The organism is Vibrio sp. V19_P1S1T109 (assembly GCF_002241375.1).
In the GTDB taxonomy this organism is placed as follows: domain Bacteria; phylum Pseudomonadota; class Gammaproteobacteria; order Enterobacterales; family Vibrionaceae; genus Vibrio; species Vibrio anguillarum.
The window spans coordinates 1-26,940 of sequence record NZ_NDIM01000136.1 but is presented as its reverse complement, the minus strand read 5'-3'; the positions used below and the strand labels follow the sequence as shown (position 1 = coordinate 26,940).

General features: G+C 45.4%; 13 protein-coding genes. 6 read left to right on the top strand and 7 right to left on the bottom strand.

Annotated elements, in window-relative coordinates; genetic code table 11:
* Positions 1-46: 46 nt before the first annotated feature.
* The gene (locus tag B9J87_RS06455) at positions 47-2,713 is read right to left on the bottom strand and encodes an ATP-binding protein (RefSeq protein ID WP_094149823.1); all 2,667 of its coding nucleotides are present in this window, start codon (positions 2,711-2,713) and stop codon (positions 47-49) included.
* A gap of 515 nt (positions 2,714-3,228) precedes the next feature.
* On the opposite strand from B9J87_RS06455, the gene B9J87_RS06450 reads away from it, so the two are divergent.
* Entirely contained in the window at positions 3,229-4,671 is a 1,443-nt protein-coding gene (locus B9J87_RS06450; RefSeq protein WP_094149822.1) for a glyceraldehyde-3-phosphate dehydrogenase, read from the top strand.
* Positions 4,672-4,777: 106 nt separating this feature from the next.
* Here B9J87_RS06450 and B9J87_RS06445 read toward each other — a convergent pair whose 3' ends face one another.
* A complete protein-coding gene (locus B9J87_RS06445) occupies positions 4,778-5,833 on the bottom strand; it encodes a hybrid-cluster NAD(P)-dependent oxidoreductase (RefSeq protein ID WP_094149821.1) in 1,056 nt (351 codons plus the stop codon).
* 95 nt (positions 5,834-5,928) lie between these two features.
* Positions 5,929-7,590: a hydroxylamine reductase gene (gene hcp, locus B9J87_RS06440; protein WP_094149820.1), complete on the bottom strand. Its 1,662-nt coding sequence runs from the start codon at positions 7,588-7,590 to the stop codon at positions 5,929-5,931.
* Between the two features lie 329 nt (positions 7,591-7,919).
* Here hcp and B9J87_RS06435 point away from each other — a divergent pair, with 329 nt between their 5' ends.
* Positions 7,920-8,129 carry a hypothetical protein gene (locus B9J87_RS06435; protein ID WP_017045072.1) on the top strand — a complete coding sequence of 70 codons (210 nt, stop codon included), beginning with the start codon at positions 7,920-7,922 and terminating at the stop codon, positions 8,127-8,129.
* Between the two features lie 81 nt (positions 8,130-8,210).
* On the opposite strand, the gene B9J87_RS06430 is transcribed toward B9J87_RS06435, so the two are convergent.
* On the bottom strand, positions 8,211-8,825 hold the full coding sequence (locus B9J87_RS06430) for a LysE family translocator (protein WP_013868407.1): 615 nt from the start codon (positions 8,823-8,825) through the stop codon (positions 8,211-8,213).
* A 191-nt stretch (positions 8,826-9,016) separates the two neighbouring features.
* Here B9J87_RS06430 and yjeH point away from each other — a divergent pair, with 191 nt between their 5' ends.
* Positions 9,017-10,294: an L-methionine/branched-chain amino acid transporter gene (yjeH, locus tag B9J87_RS06425; protein ID WP_019282631.1), complete on the top strand. Its 1,278-nt coding sequence runs from the start codon at positions 9,017-9,019 to the stop codon at positions 10,292-10,294.
* Between the two features lie 129 nt (positions 10,295-10,423).
* Here yjeH and B9J87_RS06420 read toward each other — a convergent pair whose 3' ends face one another.
* Both B9J87_RS06420 and B9J87_RS06415 read right to left on the bottom strand, forming a co-directional pair.
* Entirely contained in the window at positions 10,424-12,160 is a 1,737-nt protein-coding gene (locus B9J87_RS06420) for a methyl-accepting chemotaxis protein (RefSeq protein WP_047688716.1), read from the bottom strand.
* Between the two features lie 139 nt (positions 12,161-12,299).
* On the bottom strand, positions 12,300-16,268 hold the full coding sequence (locus B9J87_RS06415; protein WP_094149819.1) for a response regulator: 3,969 nt from the start codon (positions 16,266-16,268) through the stop codon (positions 12,300-12,302).
* Between the two features lie 123 nt (positions 16,269-16,391).
* On the opposite strand from B9J87_RS06415, the gene B9J87_RS06410 reads away from it, so the two are divergent.
* From B9J87_RS06410 to B9J87_RS06400, 3 genes are all read left to right on the top strand, one after another.
* Positions 16,392-17,486: a response regulator gene (locus tag B9J87_RS06410; protein WP_094149818.1), complete on the top strand. Its 1,095-nt coding sequence runs from the start codon at positions 16,392-16,394 to the stop codon at positions 17,484-17,486.
* 39 nt (positions 17,487-17,525) lie between these two features.
* Positions 17,526-17,975 (top strand): GNAT family N-acetyltransferase, encoded by a 450-nt coding sequence (locus B9J87_RS06405; RefSeq protein ID WP_094149804.1) that lies wholly within the window; start codon positions 17,526-17,528, stop codon positions 17,973-17,975.
* Positions 17,976-18,255: 280 nt separating this feature from the next.
* Positions 18,256-19,584, top strand: coding sequence for an anaerobic C4-dicarboxylate transporter (locus tag B9J87_RS06400; RefSeq protein ID WP_013868401.1), 1,329 nt, complete (start codon positions 18,256-18,258; stop codon positions 19,582-19,584).
* Between the two features lie 126 nt (positions 19,585-19,710).
* On the opposite strand, the gene B9J87_RS06395 is transcribed toward B9J87_RS06400, so the two are convergent.
* Positions 19,711-26,940 (bottom strand): T1SS-143 repeat domain-containing protein (locus B9J87_RS06395; RefSeq protein WP_094149802.1); only part of this gene is annotated, 7,230 nt, incomplete at its 5' end.

Sequence of the window (26,940 nt, the reverse complement as noted above, 5' to 3'; positions counted from 1 at the left end):
AATTTAAATTTCGAAAATCGATAAAAATAGCGATTAGGCTATCTTCTCAAGAGTTCGCCACTTGCAGATCGCTAAAAATATCAAAAAGTTGCTTGGATTTATAAGGTTTGGGCAAATACGCATCCATGCCCGCGTCAAAGCAGCTTTTAATATCCTCCTCCAAAACGCTGGCGGTTAAGGCGATAATAGGCAATTTTTCAACGCCTTGCTCTTTTTCCCATTCGCGGATTTTCTTCGTCGCGGTTAAGCCATCCATCACTGGCATCATGCAGTCCATTAACACCGCAGCAAAATGTCCCCCTTGGGTGATGGCATCTACCGCTTCTTGCCCGTTGTTGGCCACCACATAACCAATCCCTGCTTTTTCAAGGAAGAAGCTGGCGATTTTTTGGTTCATCAAATTGTCTTCAACGATCAAAATACGCTTATGATTGCACTCTAAGTAGTCTAACTGACTCTCCTCGACTGGCGTTAAATCCGTCTCTGTATCGGCCACTAATGCTTTGAGGGCACGTTCAAAACGCGTCCCTAAAAAAGGCAACGTGATACTTGCCTGCGCAAGATGAATTGCGTCTTTGTTGACGAACAAGTGATGCTGCAGAACCACTATTTTTGCACTTGAAAAATGCTCACGTAGCGCAATGAGATCCGATTGCACGCTGTGGCTTAAGCTTTGGCAATATAAAATACATACGGCGCTAAGCCCACTCTTGACTGCTTGTTCAACATCACGTGCTTCATTGAGTTGAATCCCCCATTGAACGCATTCACGCCGAATAGCGGATGAGTAGTTAGACATATTGGTAATTAACAACGCCTGCGTGGCAAGAGGCTCAACTTGCGGCTGATCTTCGGCAACCTCAATCGGAACGACAAATTCAAAGCAGCTACCTAAGCCTTTAGTGGACTGTACATGAATGTCACCCTGCATCAGATCGACTAATTGACGGCAGATAGCCAACCCTAGCCCAGTCCCGCCAAAACGACGGGTAATACTGCTATCTTCTTGAATAAAGGGATCAAAAATCGTGTTCAACATCTCTTTATCGATACCACTTCCCGTATCGGATACAGCAAAACGTATCGAGGTTATATCGCCCGTTTCTAAGGTTAAACCCGTGTTGACATAACCATCTTTGGTAAATTTCACCGCATTGGACAACAAGTTCATCAAGACCTGCTTCAGACGATATTCATCCGCGATGATAAAACGAGGCAATGCAGGATCGAGATAAATATTAAGCTCGATATGCTGGCTCAACGCTTTCGCGTTCACCAAGTTCACCGTGTCGTATACCAATTCAGCGAGTTCAAAGCGATGCGGAGCAAGCTCCAAGTTGCCTGATTCAATTTTAGATAAATCGAGAATATCGTTAATCAAGATCAGCAACGCTTGCGAAGAGATATCAATATCGGCCAGGATTTCACGCTCATTCCCCGTAAACTCGCTGCGTGACAATATTTCAGTCATACCGATAATGCCATTAAGAGGCGTTCGGATCTCATGCGACATATTGGCTAAGAACGCGCTTTTGGCTCGATTAGCGGCAATTGCCGCTTCCTTTGTTTCCACCAAAGCACTCTCGTACTGTTGCTGTTTCTCAATAATATGGTTGAGATTGATTGTAAAACGGGAAAACTCATCTTTGCCATCAATCGGGATCTGTTCAATGCCGTTCTGCTTTTCACGCAATCGACTCATGGTATTGATGATCCGCTTGAGCTTTGACGAGATGCGAGATGAGGTACTTGCTCCTAGCACAAACAGCAGCGCCAACACGGCTAACAGCGATGCCGATATACTTAACATACCCATTTTTTCTTGCTGGAGACGCACATTCAGTTGAGCCGATAAGTGTTGGTTGACACTTTGCACCAGTTTATCTATCGCCAAGTAACGCTCTTCCACATTTTTGACATAAGAAGCTAATGCTTGAGGATCGGCTTCATTACTAACGATTTTTTCGCGAATCAAAGCGGCTTGGCGAAATTCAGGTTGCGTAAACAACTGCACCAGTTGTTCGAGTTGAGCGCCGTTATCAATGATACGTTCGAAGTATTGTTGCTGGCGCTCAACAGCTTGAAAGTATTCTGTTTGTCGAGATTGAAACACCTCTTGATCCATGGTTAATTCTTTGATTAACCACGCCTCTTTTTGCACCCAAAATGCAAACCAATGCAGGTCGCTATACACCAGATCCAAGGTATGGATATCAACAGGCGCAAGAAAACTGTTGGTTTTTTGCAGATCGGCCATCACTTCATACAAAAGATTAAATACTTGGCGGCCTAATTCTAGGGTCTCGCTTTGTGAGGCCGACGGCAACTCATCCAACAAATGGTGAAGGTCAAGCACACGGTTTTCTATCAATGTACGGTTGCTTTTACTCCCAAAATGACTATTTGTAGAACCTGTATCCAGCACAATTTTATCCAGCGATTCAGCTAACTCCTGCTTGAGCTGCGGCCGAGAGTCCTCGCTATTTTCGCTGCGCAGCTGCGCACTGAGCAAGGTATAAAAAAGGGCAGAACTGGTGGTGACCTGATTGATTGCCCCAATCTTTTGGTTCAACACATGGTATGTGTCTAAACGGCTTTCAAATGGGAGGAATAGACGCCATGCCACAGCCAGAATAACCAGTGTTGGTATGAGGCAGAGTAAGAACAAGCGTGCCTTAATTGAGAAGTGGGTAAGTATTACCATTGTTATCATCCTTGGAAGTAATACATCCTAGCCAATGGTTAAATAGTAGACGCTATTTTATGCGTCTGCGCTCTTATTAAGATAAAACCAGCGCGGTAACGAAAGCGTTGCCCGTCACGATTCATCCAATAAGCGTGATGGTGAATTAACCAAAAACTCACCACATTTTAAGATAACAATTTGAATCTAATCTCATTTTTATGAAAAAGGAAAAACCTCAGGCATCAAATATTTGAAGCAGACCATTATCATCACAAAATAAGTCGCGACTTTAGAATTTGTCAATATCTCTAACCACCGCCAAAAAACACTCAATACGCTGATTTTTACCTAGTTTTCAGTAAAAAATGTCGCCATTATTTTTGCTAGCAGAATAACCATTCCACATTTACAATCCGGCCACATAAAAACAACAATAAACATCGACTTGTATCTCAGCACAGATGACCGTGCAAGATACGCGTTCACCAGCCCTACACTGTGAACATTACTGCTTAACATAACGTGAAAGGTCCCAAGTCAATATGAGCCCAGAGAAACATCTCTCAGACTGGCAAGCCAGCCAAACGATTGCTGAATCTATGTCTCCCCTCATCGGTCAGCTTTATCGCCAACAAGGTGTTGAAGTGGTTTTATTTGGAAAAACACTCATCAACGCCACCACCATTGATATCATCAAGGCACATCGTGTTGTTCGTCGCTACACAGGTGAGGCGCTTTCAACCCAGCAAACGATGCCGATTTTACAAAAACTGACCACGCTTGCTCTGTCGCCATGTCGTATCGACATTGGCCAACTTGCTCATCAATTTTGGCAACAACATGATGATGAACATGGCCTTGAGGATTACCTGCTAACGGCGCTTAATGGTGCGTTGAATGGTGAAACACTCAGTGAACCTAAGGATGTGGTGCTGTACGGTTTTGGCCGTATTGGTCGCTTGCTGACTCGTCTTTTGATAGAAAAAAGTGGCCCGGGCTATCCACTGCGCTTGCGAGCGATTGTCGTTCGTGGGGGTAAAGCAGGAGATTTAGAAAAACGGGCAAGCTTGCTACGCCGTGACTCAGTTCATGGTCAGTTTAACGGCAGCATCATCATCGATGAGGCTCGCAAGGCCATTATTGCCAACGGCAATTATATCCAAATCATCTACGCCAATAAGCCACAAGAGGTTGATTATTCACACTATGGTATTCATAACGCGTTAGTGGTCGACAATACTGGTGTTTGGCGTGATAGCGAAGGGCTTAGTCAACACTTGAGCTGCCAAGGTGTGAGTAAAGTGCTGCTGACAGCACCCGGCAAAGGTGAGATTAAAAATATCGTGTTCGGCGTAAACCACGCTGATATTCAGCCCGAAGACACCATTATCTCAGCCGCCAGTTGCACCACCAACGCTATCACACCGGTATTGAAAGCAGTTCATGATCAATATGGCGTACTTTCTGGCCATATCGAAACGGTGCACTCCTTTACCAATGACCAAAACCTTATCGACAATTTCCATTCAGGTGAACGACGTGGCCGCAGCGCATCGCTCAACATGGTGTTAACCTCAACGGGTGCCGCCAAGGCAGTTGCCAAAGCGTTACCTGAACTCGCTGGTAAGTTAACCGGTAATGCGATTCGTGTCCCCACGCCAAACGTGTCGATGGCCGTGGCTAACCTCAACTTAGCCAATGCAGTGAATAAGCAAGATCTTAACGCGTATTTACGTGAAATAGCGCTTAGCTCGCCACTTTCAGCACAAATTGATTACACCGACTCAACAGAAATTGTCTCCAGTGATTTGGTTGGCTCTCGCCATGCTGGCGTAGTTGATGGCGCAGCGACGATCGCTCAAGATAACCGTTGCGTACTCTACATTTGGTATGACAATGAATTTGGCTACAGCGGCCAAGTTGTACATTGTATGGAGCAGATGATGGGCGTTCGTTACCGAACTTTCCCAACTACCGCCCAGTAACCGGCTTAATATTGTTTTTATCTCCACAACATAATAATAGTGAGTGTTTATCTCACCTCCCCCTGCTTGCCGCCTTTTGATATAAGGCGGCTTTTTTATGAAGTGATCAGTTCAATGAGACTTCAACGTCCGAAACTAATCTGCTCGAACACGCTAAGGCATAGCCTTGTTCAATCTCTTGTGCACTCAATGTTTCGGTGCTCAAACGCTCGACCATACCCACCTTCACTTTGCATTTGCACGATCCGCATATCCCACTTCGGCAAGCCGCAATCACTGGTACGTTACCTTTCTCTAACGCATCGAGCAGTAAACTGCCCTTTTTCACGGTCACGGATGATGCAAACGCTGGCGTACTGACTGTCACCTCCTGAGGCTCAATCTCGTCTTGATCTGAGCTCTCTTGTTTGTGGTGGCTCACTTCGCTTTCATACACTGATGGCGTAAAACTCTCTTCAAAGAAGTGTGCCATATCAAAATTAAGCTGTTGTAGGTAGCTTTTAACATCTTGCATAAAACCAACGGGACCGCACAGATACACACTGCGCTCGGCAATATCAGGGCACAATCGGACCAACCAAGCCTGACTCAGCCGCCCTTGTTGATGCGAGCTGCCCTTCGTCTCTTTGAGCAGAAGTTTTAAATGAAACTGCGGATAACATTGTGCCAGTTGTTGCAGCTCTGCGTAATAAATGGTGTCGGAAACACTTTTGGCGACATGAATAAAATCGATCTCAATGTCGCCTTGTCGCAGCCATTGTTGCGCCATAGCCATCACAGGGGTAACACCACAACCCGCACTGATCAGTGTCACTTTTCGTTTCGGCGCGCAATCTACACTGTTAAATGCACCCTGCGGTTGTAGCACCGAGACTGTATCGCCAACACTCAATGCATCGACAATATGGTTTGAAACCTTTCCGCCTACTACTCGTTTAACCGTAAAGCGCAGAAAGTTTTGCTGTGGCATTGAACTGATGGAGTAAGCACGAAACGCCACGCCTTCTGGTAATTCAAAGCCTAAAGTTGCAAATTGACCCGGTTTAAAATGAAAGGCGCTCTCTTCTTTCGAGGCCAGTTCAAAACTGACGCTTTCCTCGGTTTCTGCCCATTTTTGGCGGCAACTTAATTCAAGCACATCTTGGTAAGCCCAAGCTGACATACCCATCCCTCATACAATACTTTTTTCAAATCATGCTTTATTCAAACATCTTAAGCGGCATTAGGCTCTGAACACGCAGAGCCTAATGCTGACGATTACGCAGCCAAAATTGTTTTTAAATCATTCTCAGCAGTAGTAATTCCTCGTAGATCGAACTCTTGTTGCAAAATCTTCATCAAGTTTTCGGTGAGGAATGCTGGTGCGGTTGGGCCGGTATAAATTCCTTTCACACCTAACGCGAGTAGCGTCAGTAGAATAACAATCGCCTTTTGTTCAAACCAAGAAAGAACCAATGTCAGTGGGAGATCATTCACACCACAATCAAACTCACTGGCCAGTGCGAGTGCCAGTTGAATCGCTGAATACGCATCGTTACATTGGCCAACATCTAATAGACGCGGTATGCCATTGATGTCACCAAACTGATTTTTATTGAAGCGGAATTTGCCACACGCCAACGTTAAAATGAGGCTATCTTCCGGCGCTTGCGTCGTGAAATCAGTGTAGTAACTGCGTTCAGATTTATCACCATCACAACCTCCTACAAGGAAGAAGTGTTTGATGTGGCCCTGTTTGACTTGTTCAATCATGGCTGGCGCGGCCGCCATCAATGCATTACGACCAAAACCAACCGTAATATGTTGCTCTATTTCATCGTGTTTAAAACCGGGCTGGGCTAACGCGCACTCGATCACTTCACTGAAATCGTCACCTTCAACGTGTGCCACACCCGGCCAGCCGACAATACTGCGGGTAAATAGGCGGTCGGCATACTGCCCTACATTCGGGTTGAGCAAGCAGTTTGATGTCATCACGATTGCACCGGGGAAGTTAGCAAACTCTTTTTGCTGATTTTGCCAAGCACTACCATAGTTGCCCACAAGATGCGGATATTTCTTTAGCTGCGGGTAAGCGTGAGCAGGCAACATCTCACCATTGGTATAGACATTAATGCCTTTACCCTGAGTCTGTTGCAGAATTTTTTCCAGATCATGCAAGTCATGGCCTGAAACCAAGATGCACTTACCCGCCACCGTTTTCACATTGACGCTCGTAGGTTCAGGGTGGCCAAAGGTTTCGGTTTCACCCGTATCTAACATCTCCATAATGCGGTAATTGACCATACCAATTTGCATTGCCGTATCGAGTAACGCTTGCAGGTCAGTTGGATCAGTGCCAAGCCAAGCCATAATTTGGTGGTATTCAGCGTACACGGCTTGATCACTTTGGCCTAAAACGCGAGCATGTTCTAAGTAAGCCGCCGCACCCTTTAACCCATATAAACAAAGCAAACGCAAGCCAATCACATCTTCATGTAGGCTTTCACGCCCACGGTTAACGGCTGCTATCGGTGCGAATGCTAACAACGCTTCTTTGGTTTGTGGTAACTCAAATCTCGCAGCGGCCGACAACTCTGGCAATTCAAATCCGATAAGTACCGCAGCCGCTCTCACGTTTTCTTCCAAACGTTGACGGTACTGCGTGGAGTCTTGAACGAGTTCAAGGATACGTTCAGGATCGAAATTGACATTGGTTAACGTGGCAAAGAAGGCTCTGGGAGCCCATTGATCAATTTCTTGATCGATCACACCACACGCTCGACCTAAATTGGCCCAAAAAGAGACGCCCTGTAATGAATACACTAATACATCTTGTAAGTCTGAAACTTCAGCCGTTTTACCGCACATGCCTTGAGAGTAGGCACAACCTTTTGCCACAGGGGTTTGAATGGTTTGTTCACATTGAATACAGAACATTATTTTAGCTCCAGTTATTTGAGGCGTGTCGATCACGCTTATTATCCGAAGCCTTTAGGGCATAACACATGCCAACATATAACCACTTGTTTTTAAAAAGAATAAATAAAAAACCATACAACAACAATGTCAATTTGACTGCAAAAAAATAACAAATAAAGACACCAAGGTGTCAAAATGACTCAAAATTTGAACTACCTGTCAGAGTCCCAATATTATTGGGGGAATCAACGTCGTCCATACAACTCCAAAAATTAGAGACACAACATTCATGTTGGATTCATCTTGGCTGCGTTAACCTAGCTTCAATTCAGAAAGAGGTACAGGTTATGAATAGATTTATTGTGACTACATTTGCGCTGGTTGTAGGGTTTTTCGCGTTGATGCTGAGTTTGCTGCTCGCCATTCCTCTCGCTATTGCAGCGATCATCACTGGCAAACGTATAGAAAAGCAGCTCAAGCGCCACACCTTTACGTCAAAAAGCGGCTACGTTATTGAAGGTGAATATGAAGAAAAAACTCAAGCACACTATCGATGAAAACCCTATTCGCCCTCTTTCATTGGCACGGCGAAACTCATTAGAAGTGGGAGGCATTTCCTCCCGCTTTTTTGGTATTAGCTAAAGAGTCATGACGACACGGATGGCAAGCGCAATCAGTACTACGCCCGACAAACGGTCAATCAATACGGCACGCGCGCGCAGTTTATCGAGTAATATTGGGCTAGAAAGAATTAAGGTGATGAACGTATACCAAAGCCCATCCACTAAAAATGGTGTTAACACAATAATAGCTTTGCTACTCAGTTCGTTGCCGATGGCGACAAATTGACTGAATAACGCGATGAAAAATAGCGCGATTTTAGGACTAAGCAGAGAAATCAATAATCCCTCTTTAGCCGACTGCCACACACTGACCGTCTCACCCGATTCTAATTTAGCCGCCACGCCCCCTTTTGAACGTAATGCATTGATACCCAAATAGGCCAAATACAACGCGCCTGCATAGCCTACTGTCTTAAACAGTAAGGGGGATTGATGCAGTACAACCGCTAAGCCAATTAAGGTAATGAAGGCATAGACACCAATACCAAATGCGTGCGCCCACGCCGTTGCAAACCCATTTTTACGCCCACCAGCGAGGCTGTGTTTGGCCACCATAGCTAGGCTTGGCCCTGGCGACATCGCGCCTAAAATACAAATGGTAAATAGTGATAACCAAACGGTGAATGTCATGGATTTCTCGCTGTTGTTTCGGTGATTTAAGGTAATGACGATAACGAAATGACTCGCATAACGCTACCTGAATGTGGCGCTGCCCAAACGGCCTGATATTGCAGGTTAGCCGCTGCACCCAATGGGCATAGGCAAACTGAGATAGATGCATATTATTTCGCTTCAGCGTATGCTAACCGCCAGAACGATATTTGGGAACGGAAGCCGTGAATAAGTTAAAACAAGAGATCACCTTGCTGTCTGGTATTGGACAACTTTCCACCACTTTAATGGGAACAGGGTTATTTATGATCCCAGCGATTGCCGCTGGTATTGCAGGTGAGCTCTCACTGTGGGCATGGCTACTGCTGTTTGTGGCGATTTGCCCGATTGCACTGACGTTTGCCGCTCTGGGTAAGCGTTACCCTAACGCCGGCGGAACCGCCTACTTTGTCCGCCAAGCTTTTAACGCTAAGTTGGAACGCTCGGTTGCTTGGCTTTTTGTCAGCGTGATCCCTGTCGGCGTTCCGGCCGCTGTCGCATTGGCGGCAGGCTTTGCTCAACAACTCCTCCCTGCGCCACTGAACTCGGCGATGATGGCGCAAGTATTAACCGTACTGTTGCTGATTGCGGTCAATTTGGCGGGCACCAAATCTTCCGGGCAGTTACAAACCGTTATTGCGCTGAGCATTTTCGTATTAGTTGGTGCTTTTTTCTGGATAGGCGATGTTGGTGCTGCAGATTTAACCATGCCCGCACTCAGCACGGACAGTATTTGGCCGATTGGCGCCGCACTCGGAGTGATGTTCTGGTGTTTCGTCGGGATTGAAGCGTTCGCTCATATGGGAGAAGAGTTTAAAAACCCACAGCGCGATTTTCCGATCGCGATCATTGTCGGCTGCTTTGTGGCTGGAATCACCTATTGGGCATGCTCGGTGGTCATCCTTAAATTTGGTGCGTATGGCAGCGCAGAATTTGATAGCACCTCCATTCCTTGGCTGAGCGAACAAATTTTTGGTAGCAGTTTGGCAACGGTGATAAGCCTTATCGGCTTTTTTGCATGCTTTGCGAGCATCAATTTATACACGCAAAGCTTATCTCGCATGGTGTGGGCACAAGCAAGGCAATATCGACCAGAAAGCGCAATCGCCAGAATTTCAATCCGCGGCGTCCCAGCCAATGCAACCATTGCTGTTGGAGTTGTATTAATGGCTTCTTGCCTGCTTGGTGAATGGTCTGGTCTTAATCTGGAATTTTTCCTAAAACTTGCGAATGGAATCTTTGTCTTAGTTTATCTGTTAGCGATGTTCGCCGCTTATAAATTGCTCAGTGGCATCAACAAACTGTTGGCGGCGATTTCGTTGATCCTCTGCACTGCGGTATTTATCTGCTTAGGCTGGTCAATGCTGTATGCTCTGACTATCTTCATTTTGCTCTCTTTACCTTGGCAACGTTTGGCAAGAAAAAGTCAGCCGAAGCAAGAGCTTTAACTTATCGCTTACCTTGCGGTATTGCCGTGACCACTTAAGTGGGCATCATTCTGCAAATAAAAAATTTTGCCGAAATAAAAGGCTCTCAGTATAGAGAGCCTAAAAAATAGCAAGGAGAGGATATTAAATTTAAGTGCGGATGTGCTTAATCGCGCTATTTAACTCATCGACATTACGTTGCAAATCAACAACGACAGGCCCGAGTTGATTGATGGCAACGTTCATATCACCCGAAAGGGCTTTAATGTTACTGAGATTGCTGGAAATTTCGTCGCTCACAGCCAATTGCTCTTCTGTCGCAGCCGATATCGACGTATTCAATTTATGGATCTCAATCGCCGATCCTTGGATGGTACCAAGCGCTTCGTTCGCCACCGACATATTAGAGCGCGTTGACTGCATTTTATCAGCACTCACCCGGATCGTTTTGGTCGATTGTTCTGCTTTCTCTTGCAGCATCGAAATCATGCTCTCGATCTCACCCGTCGATTGTTGAGTTCGTTGGGCAAGTGAGCGTACTTCATCCGCTACCACCGCAAAACCGCGACCTTGCTCACCCGCACGAGCAGCCTCTATCGCCGCGTTCAACGCCAGTAGGTTGGTTTGTTCAGCAATCGCTTTAATCACATCAAGCACATTACCAACGTTATTAGACTCATTCGCAAGTTGCTGGATGATCTCGGATGTTTTGGTAAATTCACCCTCTAATTCACCGAATTCATGGGTCGTTTTATCAAAGACCTGTTTACTGGTACTGGCTTCTTTTTCCGCGCTGCCCGCATACTCTTCTGCCATGGTGGTGCTTTCCGCCACGCTAGAGAGCGCCGATGTCATCTCTTCCATCGCCGTCGCCGCCATTTCAAGTTCTTGATTTTGCTGATTCGCCACTTTGACGTTTTGTTTGGTGACATCGCTTATCGTTTCAGAGATGGCCGAAATGGTGTGGTTTACCTGGTTTATTTTGCTAATGGTGGTGGCATAACTACCAAGCACCTTATTAATGGTGCCGCCGATTATACCCAGTTCGTTGTGACTGTTATCGTCAACTCGCAAAGTCAAATCAGAATTTTTGTCTACTTGTTGTAGCAATTTAGCCATGGTATCAATCGGCTTCACTACTTTTCGGTTAACAATGGCATACCCAATAATGGCAATAATAAAAACACTAATTAAGGAGATATTTCCAACCAATACCGTACTTTTTACTTTCTGCGCCGCATCCATGAATTGTTTATTGGTTCGATTTTCTAATTCAATAAAGAACTTATCGATCGGAGCCATGATTTTGGCTTTCTCTTGATGGTATTCATTACTGTGTAAGAGAGAAATCGCCATATTACGGTCTGGCTCTTTTCTAACGGTGTAGTTGCCATTGCTATCAGGATAAAGCCCCTTAACAGCATTCATCGCTTTGACTTCCATGTTCACTAAGCCATCTGAATTAGCTTGAGCTTCTTTGAGCAAACTAAACTCTTGCTGAGTAAAACCAAGATCCGTCATCATTTGGTTGAGAGAGATATTCTTACCGTCTGCTTTAGGCTTTTGTCCATATTGCAGCACAAGGTCCCAATATATCGTGTGGTAGTTCTGCGGGCGAGGTTTCTTACCATTACGAATATCAAGAATATCCATGTACATTTTTTCGTATTTTTCATCGCCACTGACCACATAAGTCCGGCCTAACCGAGTTAAGTCATCAGAGCTTTGACGAAGCTCATCGGCCGCTTGGTAAGATTGATAACGAACTTGAGCCATATTATCAACTTGTTGCATCAGCCCATTGAGCTGCAATACCGTCACAACACTAATGACAATACCAATACCGATGACAGCAAACACGAGCTTCATGGTGTTGTTGATATTCATAAAAGTATCCTTCTTCATTTATCAACGAAATTATTTCTGTTTATTCATTATTATTATTGCTTTTAGCATAGGATGAGAATGGCCAAAATGTCGAATTTTACGCCACAATTATTGCATCAATTTTAAGCACCATCATACTTCAACTTATTTTTTCAGTCGGTACTGGCAACTGAGCCAATACCTCTTTAGCCGCTTCAAAATCAAAATCTTCAATCGCATGCATCAAACTTTTCTTTTGCTCGTCAGACCATAAATTGCATTGTTTAATTTGGTGGATCATATGAATCGCATCAGCATCGTAGTTTTCAACACATTGCACTAATTGTTGGTAGAGCAACGCAATATCACGGTGCTCTTGCTGCGGATGTAATTGTGTCTGCTCCCAATCTCTTAGCTCATCCAACAAAGTAGACATCAACTTTGATACCGTGTTGAGATCTTGAATGGCGGGTTTCGTATGTCGCTGCACAACCCCTTCCATCTCGTTGGCTAGCTGCGCAATAGGCTCAATCCCTAGATTGGCCGCTGAACCTTTTAGGGTGTGCATCACTCGCTCTGCCTCTTCCCACAGCCCCTTATCAATCAATTTAGGGAATGCGGCTATTTCTTGCTGCTGGCTGGCAAGGAAGTGATCCAATATTTCAAAGTATCGCTGCGCATTGCCACCAATTCGGAAAGTCGCTTGCTCCACATCAATACCCGTCAATTCTGGGTAGCCAGTGCTCGGTTTCACTTGATTCGGTAATACCGTAGAGGGTACTGGCGTGGTTTCATCCGCCTTTAAATATTTGCGTAGTACGTGGTACAAGCGCTGTACATCAATTGGCTTCGCCACATGATCATTCATACCTGCATTTAAACAGTGCTCGACATCTGAAGACATCGCATTGGCGGTCATTGCAACAATCGGTAGCGTTTTCCACTCCTCATGTTGGCGGATCTCTTTCGTCGCACTGATACCATCCATAATGGGCATCTGCATATCCATCAGCACTAAATCAAAAGCTTCTTGCTGCAATTTCGTCAAAGCTTCTTGTCCATTATTAGCAAGAACAATGCTCAATTGAGTACTTTCTAACAGGCCGAAAGCCACCTCCTGGTTCACTTCGTTATCTTCTACCAAAAGCACTTTTTGCCCAATAAATGTTGGCCTTGTATCATGATCAAGATACTCATGGCTCTGCCTTAATTGCTCGATGCCGTAGCTGTCCATAATGGCATCAAGGAGATTTGATGGGTTCACAGGTTTCACAATCAAGGCATCGACTAATTTACTGTTTTCTCCCACCAAGGAGATTTCTCGGCCGTAAGCCGTGACGAGGAATCGTTTGGTGTTATCAAAAACACCCAATGGTTTCATTCTCTGCAGCAACTCTATGCCATTCATACCCGGCATATTCCAATCAATAAACAGCATATCAAAATGCGTATTGCGGATTTCATCGAGCGCCTCAAAACCGTTACTGACTGACTTCGCTTCAAAATGCATCGCATTGAGCAAGGTCATTAAAATATTGCGTGCCGAGTCATTATCATCGACTACCAACGCACGTTTGCCTGCTAGAGCGCTGAGTGGCTTAGCGATATCGCGCATTTTGGCTTCTTGCAGCCCACACTCAACCGTGAATTCAAAGGTGGATCCTGACCCTTCTTCACTGCGAACTTGAATGTCGCCCCCCATCAATCCGACTAGCTGTTTACTGATGCTAAGCCCCAAGCCCGTGCCTCCATATTGGCGAGTAATGCTATTATCAGCTTGAGAAAATGCAGAGAATAGAGTGGCTACGTTAGATTCAGCAATGCCAATACCTGTATCAGAAACGGTAAATTTCAAGGTCACGTTAGCGTCGTTTTGCCCCACGACTCGCGCCGAAACGATGATCTCCCCTTGTTCGGTAAATTTCACCGCATTGCCACATAAGTTAACGAGAACTTGCCCCAAACGCAGCGGGTCGCCCACCAAGCCCACAGGAATATGTGGGTCGATATCTAATAAAAACTCGATGTTTTTCTCTTGGGCTTTTAGCGAAATCAAGGTGGTGAGGTTATCCAATACCTCATCAAGGCTAAAATCAATGTGCTCAACATTCAGCTTGCCCGCCTCTATTTTGGAAAAATCCAAAATGTCGTTAATGATGCCAAGCAAGTTTTTCGCCGATTCATTAATCCGTGAAATGTATTTTTGTTGCGTAGGATTGAGCTCGGTATTGAGCGCTAGATGGGCCATGCCCAAAATGGCATTCATTGGTGTACGGATCTCGTGGCTCATGTTCGCGAGGAAATCGCCTTTGGCTTGGCTCATGGCATCCGCGGTCTCTTTAGCTTCTCTTAATTGCTCTTCCATCTGCTTGCGATCGGTTAAATCAAGCAAAATTCCGACAATTCCAGAAACTTCACCACGATTATTTTGGAAAGAAGCTTCGTATACCAACATCTCTCTTTTGTGGTGCGAAGCGTCATAGAGAGACAATTCGTAATCTTGCGAAGACTGCTCCTCTCCAAGCCTTTTATGTACTTGGGCAAAAATGGTCGCCGTTTCATTTTGAAAGATATCTTGCGGCGATTTACCGATAATTTGCTCGGCCGACAGGCCAACTAAATCCATAAACTTAGCGTTAATGGTGAGATACGTACCCGAGGCCGACAAGCAATACATGGGGTTCGGCGTCGCATCGAGGATCTCTTGATTCAGTTGAGATTGTTCGAGTACTTTCTGCTCGGCTCGTCGCTGAATTTCAATGTTTTGGCTCAACTGAATACTGACCGATAAGTCATCCAACATTTGCGATAACCACTGAAATTGCAAACTCGACAACGACCCGATAGTACCCAGCTCTAGTAAAGCGACAGGATGCTGATTGACGTGCAGCGGCAAATAATACACTTCGTTAATGACTAACTTGCCACCGTTAAATTCAATGTGACAGTTGCCATCGAGTGCTTTCATCGCATAGGGCTGACCACTGAGCAACACGCTGAGCTGCGTCGAGGATGGATCGGTGTATTCTCTGGCCGAATGCTCACCATAACCCACCCCAGCCACTCGTTTTAATACGCCCTCTTGATAGATGTACATGCCAACCATTTCCAAAGGAAATTGATGCAGTAAGAATTGCGTAACTTCATTACACAAACGGTCCGTAGAATCGTTTTTGCGCAGGATGATATTGAAATCTTTAAGTAAAGTATTTTGGCTAAGCTGCTCAGCGATATGATGAAACACCACATTCAAACTGTCGATAAAATGTTGCAGCTCTGCATAGGCGGTTTGAGTGATCGTAAAAGCGTAATCTTCCCGTTTGACTTGAGTCACAACCGTTTTGAGTAGCTGACTTAACGGATTGATGTAAAGACGCCACAGCAGAACAAAGGAGGCGATGATCACGCTGAGTAAGGTTAATACTAACGCCAAGTTTATCCATTCATAACGCAGCGCTTCGCTATCGGCACGTTGAATGTTTTGCTCCATGCGTTGCATTATCGATTGATGCGCAGAACCAATCGCCTGCATAATTTTCGCCTTTTCCGCGAAGTATTGGTCACCATAGAGAATAGCCCGAGCCAATTCCAGATCCGGCTCACCTGTGTCGACAAATTCGCCTTGGCTATTCTTTTTCCATCCTTTGATGGCCATGAAGGCTTCTCTTTCGAGTGACACCAGTGAATCAGACAAAGTAAGCGCATTTTTGAGCTCCAAAAACTCCACCGATTCAATGCCCGAAAGACGCATTCTATCGAGTAACGAAGGGTTGTCTGGTGCGCCACCCAGTGAGCGGGCAAGTAGTTTGTTTTGTGCAACGACATCCCAAAATTCGTACTCATTCCCTTTCGGTAAAGGCACAGAACCATTTCTGACGCTCAGCACATAATTAAAAAGGTTGAGCCACTTTTCATCGCCAGTCGAAGCGTAGGCTCGGGCAAATTTGGTTAAGTGATCTGAGCTCTGCTTCAACTCTTGTGACAGACGATAGAAACGGTAAAGTTCGTCGTTCAGTTGTCGGCTCTCAGTTCTCAGAGCGGCTACTTTGTCTGTGATACTAAACATCGCAATGGAACATAATCCCATAGCAATAAATAAGACGGTGAATAAAGTTCGGATGGATCGCATGTGAAGCGCCTTCTTAATAATTTTCTCACTCTACTAACGCTGAGATTAGCTATAGTTATTGATAAGTTTAGACTTAAACCCAACCTTCGCCGCTCAATTGCTATTTTTTATTAGGAAAGACTCATGCCCATCGAAAACTTGGACAATTGTACCGTGTTAATCGTCGATGATTCGCCAGATAACCTTGCATTTATGTCACAGGGGTTGGCTAACCGATATCATGTCAAGGCCGCTAAATCAGGCCCGATGGCGCTCAGTATCTTAGACAAGTTTTCTATTGACCTAGTGTTGCTCGATATTGTTATGCCGGAAATGTCAGGTTTTGAAGTCATACAAAAGATCATGGCAAACCCTAACACCCAAGACATCCCTGTGATTTTTCTGACCGCAAAAGATAACCCTGAAGATCAAAAACTAGGCTTTGAGTTAGGTGCGGTTGACTATGTATACAAACCCGTAAGCGTACCGTTGCTAAGAGCCAGAGTAGATACTCACCTGCAAAACAAGATCTCAAAAGACATACTGAAGAACCAAAATGGCTACTTGGAAAAAGAGGTGATCAAACGTTCAAATGAATTGGATAAAATGCAAGACGCGGTCGTGTATGCTCTCGCCAGCCTCGCTGAAACCAGAGACCCGGATACGGGTAACCATATCCTGCGAACACAACATTACGTCAAAGCGTTAGCCGAGCAACTGGCTAAGCTGCCAAAATATCAACAAAAGCTAACGCCGAATGTTATTAATACCTACTTTAAAGCCGCCCCTTTACACGATATTGGTAAAGTGGGCATCGCCGACAACATACTATTAAAACCAGGAAAACTGGACAGTGATGAGTTTGAGATCATGAAAGGCCATGCCAGCTTAGGGCTACGTGCGCTAGAAAAAGCGGAAAAGATGTCAGGCGCGAAAAATGACCTTATCGCTATGGCGAAAGAGATCGCCCATGGGCACCATGAAAAATGGGATGGCTCTGGCTATCCTAACGGTTTACAAGGTGATGCTATACCATTCAGCGCACGGTTAATGGCTGTCGCTGATGTTTATGACGCTCTGATTTGCCGACGCATCTATAAGGAGCCGATGCCTCACGCCGATGCGAAAGGGATTATTTTGGACGGAAGAGGAAGCCATTTTGACCCTGAAGTCATTGATGCCTTCTTGGCAATAGAAGAACGCTTTATTTCGATTGCCCATGAATACGCCGACGATTGATATCTTGGTAAGCAACGTATTAAACAAAAAGATAAACGTATGAAGGTAACCTTTCGCCCCGCAAGTGACAGCGATTATCAATTTGCTTTTGATCTAAAAAAAGTCGCAGAAATGGATGCTATTACGGCGATATTTGGCTGGGATGAAGAGTTGCAGCAAGTGCTGCATCACCAAGAATGGCATTCTGGTCTACCAACGATCATCTGCGCTGATGGCCAACCGATTGGCACTTATTTACTGCAGAGCAAGCATGAAACGCTCTACTTCTCACGCTTTTTTATTCTGCCAGATTTTCAAAACAGAGGGGTGGGTAGCCAAGTGTTACAACTGGTCGTCAACCAAGCCAATCTGACTCAATACCCATGTAAGCTCTGTTATTTGCAAGGTAGCCCCGTCGGTGCTTTGTATCAGCGATTTGGGTTTACGCACTACCAAATGGACGATGAGTTTTCTCATATGCATTTCATTCCAACGCCCAAAGGCCAATAGCTCAGTACCCTTTGTGCTATCTTAAATTAAGGTTAGCGATCGGCAAACAGCCTACGCGGCGAGAAAATAAGCTTCATCATTAACGCTAGCTCACCTGTAGCACAACAAAATGGTTACATTTGTTTATTCATATTCATTACTTATTGAATAAAATGCGTGAGCAATCTCTGATTAATGTCGTTTCATTTATAGGGTAAATGGTTGTGTGAACAAGGTTTCATCTTTTTTTAACGTTACGTTAGACAATATTTTCATTAACACCTTTGGATAGGAAACAGATATGTTGTATTTGGAATTTTTATTCCTGCTATTAATGCTCTATATAGGCTCACGCTACGGTGGTATTGGCCTTGGTGTGGTTTCTGGTATTGGCTTGGTCATTGAAGTTTTTGTCTTCAAAATGCCACCCACATCACCACCGATCACCGTCATGTTGATCATTCTTGCCGTTGTCACCTGTGCTTCAATACTCGAAGCGGCTGGCGGATTGAAATACATGCTGCAAGTGGCAGAACGTTTACTGCGTAAGAACCCGAAAAATGTCACTTTGATTGCACCGTTCGTCACTTACGCAATGACGTTTATGCTGGGTACTGGCCATGCGGTGTATTCCATCATGCCGATCATTGGTGATGTGGCATTGAAAAATGGGATCCGCCCTGAACGTCCAATGGCTGCGTCTTCTGTTGCTTCGCAAATCGCGATTACCGCTTCCCCAATCTCAGCGGCCGTTGTCTACTACCTTGCTCAATTGTCGAATATTCAACACGAGATCACCTTGCTCTCTATTTTGCTGGTCACTGTACCTGCGACCTTATTCGGTACGCTGTTGATGTCTTTGTACAGCTTGCGCCGCGGGAAAGAACTAGATGATGATCCTGAGTATCAAGAACGTCTGCAAGATCCAGTGTGGAAAGAGAAAATCCTAAACACAACCGCGACAACGCTGAATGAAACGTTACCCGCGGCAGCGCGTAATTCTGTGTTGATTTTCATTGGTGCGATATTAACCATAGTCGTGCTAGCGATGGTGCCAGAAACACGCACTATTGTTGAAGGCAGTAAACCGATCAGTATGGCGGTGGTTATCCAGATGATGATGCTCTGCTTTGGCGGTATCATTTTACTGGCAACCAAAACCGACCCACGAGATGTACCAAACGGTGTGGTATTCAAATCAGGTATGGTGGCGGCAATTGCCATCTTCGGTATCGCTTGGATGTCGGATACCTATTTCCAATACGCGATGCCGCAGTTTAAATCAGGCATTGTTGAGATGGTTACCGACCATCACTGGACCTTCGCGCTTGCACTATTCATTGTTTCTGTTGTGGTGAACTCACAAGCCGCAGTAGCGGTAATGATGCTACCTGTAGGCCTCGGGCTAGGTTTAGAACCTGCGCTACTGGTGGGATTAATGCCCGCACTGTACGGATACTTCTTCATTCCAAACTATCCGTCAGATATTGCAACGGTCAACTTTGATACCACAGGAACCACCAAAATCGGTAAGTACTACTTCAACCACTCGTTCATGTCCGTCGGTTTAATTGGCGTCGTGAGTGCGTGCTGTTTAGGTTATGTGCTGAGCCAAATCATCATTGGTTAACCCACTGTAAATGCCCCAGACTGATACAGCGCTGGGGTGTGTTTACTGCTAAATAAAAAAGTGCACCCAACTGAGCCTGAAGCCGTTGGGTGCACTTTTTCTTTATTTAACTGCCCTTTTCTTTATTTAAACGTCATGCTTGATAATGTTGTTGTCCAATAAGAAACCAACAATGTCAATCGACGCCATGCCATCAAAATTGAATTGGCTGGCAAGATCTTGCACCACAATGGTTTGATGTACGTTATTGTCCGTCAGAATTTCCAATTCCACATCCGTCGTGTTGGTCATCACTTTCGCTTCTATCTGATGAGAAGTGTGTAGCGAAACGAGCAGTTGATCCATGGGCAAATGTAAATCGGCCACAACATCAGTGAGATCGATCACATCACCTTCACCAGCGTTGAAATCAGTGATAGTGTCGGTTTGCTCATCAACAGTATCGAGCGTCCATTTAAATATGTCAGCGCCACTTCCCCCGGTTAAGATGTCGGCACCAAGCCCGCCAATCAAGGTATCATTTCCGCCACCACCCACTAAGGAGTCATCACCATCGCCACCTTCAAGGTGATCATGACCACTGCCTCCTAGCAACTGCGCTCCAACATTACCGGCGAGCAATTGCGCATCATCCCCGTTCGTTGATTGATCAATCGTGCTGCCGTCAGGCAATACTTCAATCGCAATATCAATTGATGCAGAGGCTGCACGGCTACCATCCGTTTCTGTTGAGATAGCCGCTACCGACAGAGTGTGTTGCCCTAAATCGAGCCCGCTAACCTGTAATCCGTCGATAGCATCAGCGGAAACAATCCACACCCCGTTTTGCTCAGTCACACTGCCCGAGCTACTAGAAAGCGTAGCGCCACTTGGCAGACTGTCGATCTCCAATGACAACACTTCATGGCTATCCGTTAATGCCGCGATTACCCCCAGCAATGCAATACCTTGAGCGCTGATACTTTGGCTAACATACGTCTGCTTCATATAATTAAAGCTCGGATCAAGGGTTAATATCGGCGTATTGGCTTTGGGCGTCACCGCAATACTGACGGTTTCTGTCTCTTCTAACGCCATACCAGAAACATTGTCGGCATAAACACCACCATCATTGGCCTTAATTGTCAGATCAATATGGTCACTACCAATCGCGGTGGCATCAACAAAAACGCCACTGGCGGGATCGCTGCTATTAAGTAGTGCGTTGATATCCGATAACGTGCCTTGTAGGACAAGTTCTCCAGCCAAATTGGTGCTCTGCGTGACAGAACTTAACGCGGGGATCACGGCACTGAGCAAACCTTCGCTCACGCTCAAAATCACCGTCATGGGGTCGTTGGCATGTGAGCCTGCATAATCGATATCACTCACACTCAAACCGGTGACCTTTTGCCCCGCCTCTTCATCAATCGTTGTGGTGACCGTAGCACTATCAATGGTGGGCGCATCATTGACCGCCTGAACATCAACTAAAACAGTAAACTCACGCGCAGGCCCCAAATGTTCCGTACCGTCCAGCCCTGTATCGACCGACTGTACTTTAATCGTCAGATCTCCCGCCCAAGTGTCCTTATGCCAATCACCAGAATTAAAAATCAGTTTATCTAAGCTTTGCGCATCGGCATTCAACAGCCATACGCCACCACCGATGTAAGCCCCCAGCGTACCATCAGGCAATGCAATACTTGCTCCATCTGGCACCCCGGAAACTTCAATTCGCAACGTTTCTGGCGAGTTTTCACTATGGTTCGCACCGGCTGCAATGGAATCGGCTTTATCGATAATTTGCGCGTTGATATCAATTTCAATGTCAACGCCTTCATCGCCAGCGCCGTTAGTCACTGGTTCAACATCCACCACATCCCCAACGGGCGCAATATCCAATCTAAAGCTGCCGTTATGCTCTACAGGCACACCAAGCAAGGATTCTTGGGTAAAGACCTTGATGCCGATTTCCACTTCGCCACTGAAGTTCTTCGCAGGTTTCATCGCAATATCGGATAAATTGATCGAGGTTTGTGCTAGGTTGTTAATCTGAATGCTCCACTCACCACCACCATTATTTTTCACGGTATAGTCAGAAGAGAGAGAACTCACGACAAAATCCGTTGGCACCCCAGTAAGCTTGATCGACACAAATACCTCAGAGCCATCTGTATCGGTCAGATCAACGGTAAATTCAGAACCCGGTTTAGAAAGGACAATCCACTTATCTTCCAATCCATGCACTTCAATATCCCTGCTACCACCACTGGAAATAATGACGTCGTCTACCACTGGCGTCACATCAAAACTTACTTGTGTGGTAAATGGTTTATCAGCATCGGTATTGACTACTCCCAACGCATTGGCATTGGTATCATCAAATTGCGTGATATCAGTCACTTTCCCCGCCACGGTAATGTTGACGGTATTATCATCATCGCCAGTCGGATAATTGGGTGCGGGTTTGAAATAAACATTGTCTAATGCCGCAGGTAGCTGAGGCTGACTAAAAGTGATACTGGTACCGAGATCATTGCCTTGCGCATCAACAAAGGTTCCGATATTGGTTCCTTGTAGGGTTAAGGTGACTTCGCTCAGCACCTCTCGTCCTTCCGTAGCGCTATTGCGAATATCAGTAAGATCAATATCGAGCGAAAGATGAATAATACCATCTTCATAACCTATGCCGTCATTGGTCGGAACGTCGGACGAGCTTGAAGTCGGCTGATGATTTGCATCTAACCCAAGCGAACCTTCTACAGTCAATGTCGCTTTAGGGGTAATGTCATCATCTTGCGGTTGATGCGTTCCGGGAACATCGGCCACCGGAGAAACTGCCACTGGGATTTGCGTACTGAAGGTTTTTTCATCACCAGAAGCCGTGTCTGTCGTCACAAAAGTAATCGGCAAATTAAAGTCGCCCGCGTAATCTTCAGGCAGATGCAGTTGCAGATTTTCTAACCCAGAAATCGAGCCATCGGTATTCACGGTACCTTTGTATACATACAAGCCATCAACGAAGTCAAAATGACCACCAGATAAACTTGCGCCCGCTGGCAGCACACTTTGCGCGATGACAATACTGAGCTCATCTTCTACACCATCAGAACCTGAAGCGCTCACCATCAATTTATCTTGAATTTGCTGACCTAAATTAATGGCGTTATCTTCGATGCCTAATACAATATCATCCGCATTGCCAACTAAAGTAATGTCAGCCGCTACCGTGTTGTTGCCCGTAGCAGTGAGCGGAAATTGTAAGGTGATCTCTGATTGCACTTGTTGCACCACTTTGGCTTCAGAGCTGTCTTCCCCTTGGTCATACACTTGGGCAAAAATGGTCACAGTGATGTCGTTATAACCATCACCATCAGGATCGTTACCACTACTCAATGTCAGGCCATTCGGTGCTTTTACACTGAAATTCTGCTCATCAACAATGGTCCATGAACCATCCCCATTATTAATTGCACCAGTAATCAGTAGTTGATCAAGTACCTGTGGCGTAATATTGCTAAAACGCACCACCAGTTGGTCGACCACTTCTAATGATTGGTAACCTTCTGTCGATTGAGTGTCTGCATTATCAAAACGTATAACGTTCGCATTAGGCTCGCCGCCGGCCGCATCATTAATAGTAAAGTAGATAGCACCAGAGGCATCTGCGACAGCTTTGTTTGTGACTACGCCGTTGTCTTCAACACGCAGTTGTCCATCAGCTTCAACTATCGGCCTTACCGTGACATCAACAGAGCCATGAATGACTTTCGAAGCAATACCTTCGCCAGAATTGATTGCATCGACGTATTCGTTGTCTTGCTCTTTCACCACAATCTCAGTGCTCAAGGTAAAATCAGTACTGGAGTGCTCTGGTGGCTGAACTTGAACGTAACCCGTTGTCAGCACTTGCGCTGAGAAATCTTGATCGCTCTGTCCCAGTGCGGGGGTCAAAATGAGCTTGCCGTCACTGTCTAAGGCCGTGACAACACCATCGACGTAGATAGTACTACCAGCTGGGAAGCCAGAAAGTGTAACAGAGGCAAAATATTCATCAGCATCAAGATGTTGTTCCTCTTCTGGCTGCCAATGAATATTAATGCGGCTGTCCTCGTTACCAAGCGAGTGTGATTGATAGTTGTCAACAACATCAATCACCGGTGCCACTTTAATGCGAATTTCCGACTCAATTTGACGCGTATGTCCATCATTTTCAGTAACGATGGTGGTCATTTTGATGTTGATGTTTTCGGTCGATGAATGAGATGGCTCAACTCGAATACCTGAATCAACCTGCGCTGAAGTTAGATTCGCCTGATAAATAGGTTGCTGCGCAGTATCGTAACCAACAAATACCAAGTTAATCACGCTACCAACACTGTCATACAGTTTGACACCATCTGGAATGTTCGACAGCAAAACGGTGATCGACTCAGAGCTGTCCGCTGGATTATCCGCAAGCTCACCGGATAACACACTAAAGCCAAAGCCAACGGATTGATTTTCATCAATCGTCGTTTCAATCACTTGCAGACCATTTTCACTAAATTCATTCCAAGTGTTAGTACTGTTTGAGTGAAAATCAATGGTTGGAATATCTGCTACGCCCTTAACTGAAACATTAACCGTCTTAGCACCTAACGATATTTCATCTGTCACCACACCCGTAGAAAGATTGACGCTATCTTTAATAATCCCTTCAACAGAGAAGGTAAAATCAGCGTTGCTATGCAATGGGGGTAGCACTTCAACTTGGTCAAGATATTGTTCAGGAACTTCATAATAAGTATGACCATTGGCATCGGTTATTTGTGATATTTCGCTGGCTCCGGTTCCCAACCAAATCAGTGTCACACCTGTTTCTGAAAAATCAGAGAGACGCACATAGAGTGTTTCTGAACCATCAGAATCAACGGATCCCGCCATCGTAATGACTTCACTTAATAACAAGGGATCGTGATCTGTGGTGGGGTCAACGGTATTTTGCGTAGCGGCATTATCTTCAAAAACATTGATTCGATTGACAGAGAAGCTACCCATATCGGCAACAGGGCTAACATCTATCACGATTTCTTTCGTTTCTGATCGGGCGCTCTCTTTACCAACGTGAGCGTTAGTTTGCTCTGTCGTGATCGCTGTAATATCAAGTTTGATCTGACCACTGAAATTATCATTGGGGTCAACTTGTACTTGGTTAATGTTACTCGCGCTAACAAGATAATAGTGACCTGAAGCATCCGAGCTCATTACAACCGGCGTACCATCGGCATAAACTAGCTGCGCCTCACCTTCACCTTGAGTAAAGCGGATCTCATACAGGATTGTTTCGGGGGTACTGTTATCTTGTGTCTGCGCTAAAACATCGAGAGTAATATTGTCACTATCTTCTACTGCATCATAATGAAATTGGCTGCTTGAGGTCCAAGTAGCAATATCGGCCACACTTTCCACCTCAATGCGCAATTTCCCGTTCACATTATGATCGTGCAGGCCATTATTCAAAACCTGCACAGTAATATTGAGTTGGAAGCCACCGTTAGCGCTGGCATAGTGACGATCAGGCACAAAATACAAGTTTTCAATCTTAGCAACACTGCCTGTTAAGCTTTGCTCCACCGCGTCTGCGGGCAAAACAAATCGTCCACTGACTAGCTCTAATTTGACATAAACATCCGAACTATTGAGATAGTAAAAATCGCCATGCGCGTTGCTGGCTGTGATTTTTACATCACCAATCGATTCATTGCGATCCAAATCATAAAGATTGATCTGCAAATCCACTTTAAGCGGTGAAGTATTTAAGCCGGATTGGTTATCTTGGCTATTAGTGATTTGATTGGGGTCGTTAAACAAAATAGTGACACCATCGCGTCCAGCGTCTTCAGCGCCAATAACATTAGCAACTGTGATAGTGGCATTTCTATCAAGAATATTGATGTTCAACTGTTCGGTTGAGGCATCGCCATCAAAATCTTGCGCAGTAACATCGACAGTAAATGAAATGGTCGGATCATCACCATGTTCAAGGCTAGCAACTGGTTTAAATGTCGCGTTACCGTTAGGCGTAATCGTCAGTGTACCTAAATCGCGCTCAACACCATTTTTTATTTCGACAACCGTGACCGTTTTTGTGACGCCGTTAAGTTCAATTTCATTAGCTAAGCTTGCACCATTGCCATACCTAAATTGAATATCACGACCCGCTTCATCAACGGCCACAAATTTAGTGATCGCACCATGATCTGCACCTTGAGTATCCGGCGAGGTATTGTTGTCTTGGCTAAATAAATTGACTGTTTTTATCGCCGTATTTTCAACACTAGTGATGCTTTTATCATGCAAAGTTGGAATATCATCAACAATCGATATTGGCAAACTCGCTGATGCTGAAACATCGCCATCTCTATCAGTTGCGGTAATCGGAAGATCTAAAATATAACTATTTTCACCATTACCCGTCGGGTGGTCGATGGCTTTAAGCAGTTCAAATTGGTAACTATCGGCCGAGCCATTTAACGTGAGACGAAAAACCACGTCCGTCGTATTCTTAATCACCGCCTCATAAACAGTGACACCATTACTGCTTGAAATTTGGATGATCTCTATCTCTTGACCACCAGACGTTAAATTCTCGACAGGCGTGGTGATATCAGACACTTGATAACTGACAATACCATCGGCCCCGTCAATCACATCAAAGTGCCCAGCAATAACGGTGCTGTCTGAACGATCAGAACCGATCGTGGCTAAGTCATCTTCATCCACGCTCTGTTCGCTACCGGTGCGAATGCCGACAATCGTTGGCTTGTCATCCACAATAGTGACAGGCAGTAGAATGTCAGAGGCGTCGCCATCATAGTCCGTCGCCACCACGTTGAAATTCACCAGTCGCTCATCGCTGCCTGCGGCGTGATCAATCGGACCTTGCAAAGTAAAACGGTAACTGCCATCCGCATTGAGCACTAAGCTAAACACCGCATTGCCACTGGGTGTGGTGCTGGCTTGGTAGTGGTAGTTACCATTGGCATCGATTGTCGCCGCGCCCAAGATCACCGCTTCGCCTTGCGAGGTTAAGCCCGCAAGCGGGTTACTGCTGGTATCCAACTGATAGCTCACCACCTTATCCGCGCTTTGAGTGGTAAACACTCCCTCAGCGAACAGCGGCTCTTTGCTGCTGTCTGAACCTGACGTTAAATCGTCTTCGCCAACGCTGAGCGCTTGCACTCCCGTGATGGTTGGCTGATCATCATGGATGGTGACGGGCAGCAAAATGTTGGCGCTGTCGCCATCATAATCGGTTGTCACTACCTTGAAATTTACCAGCAGCTCATCGCTCCCCTGCGCGTGGTCAATCGGACCTTGCAGGGTAAAACG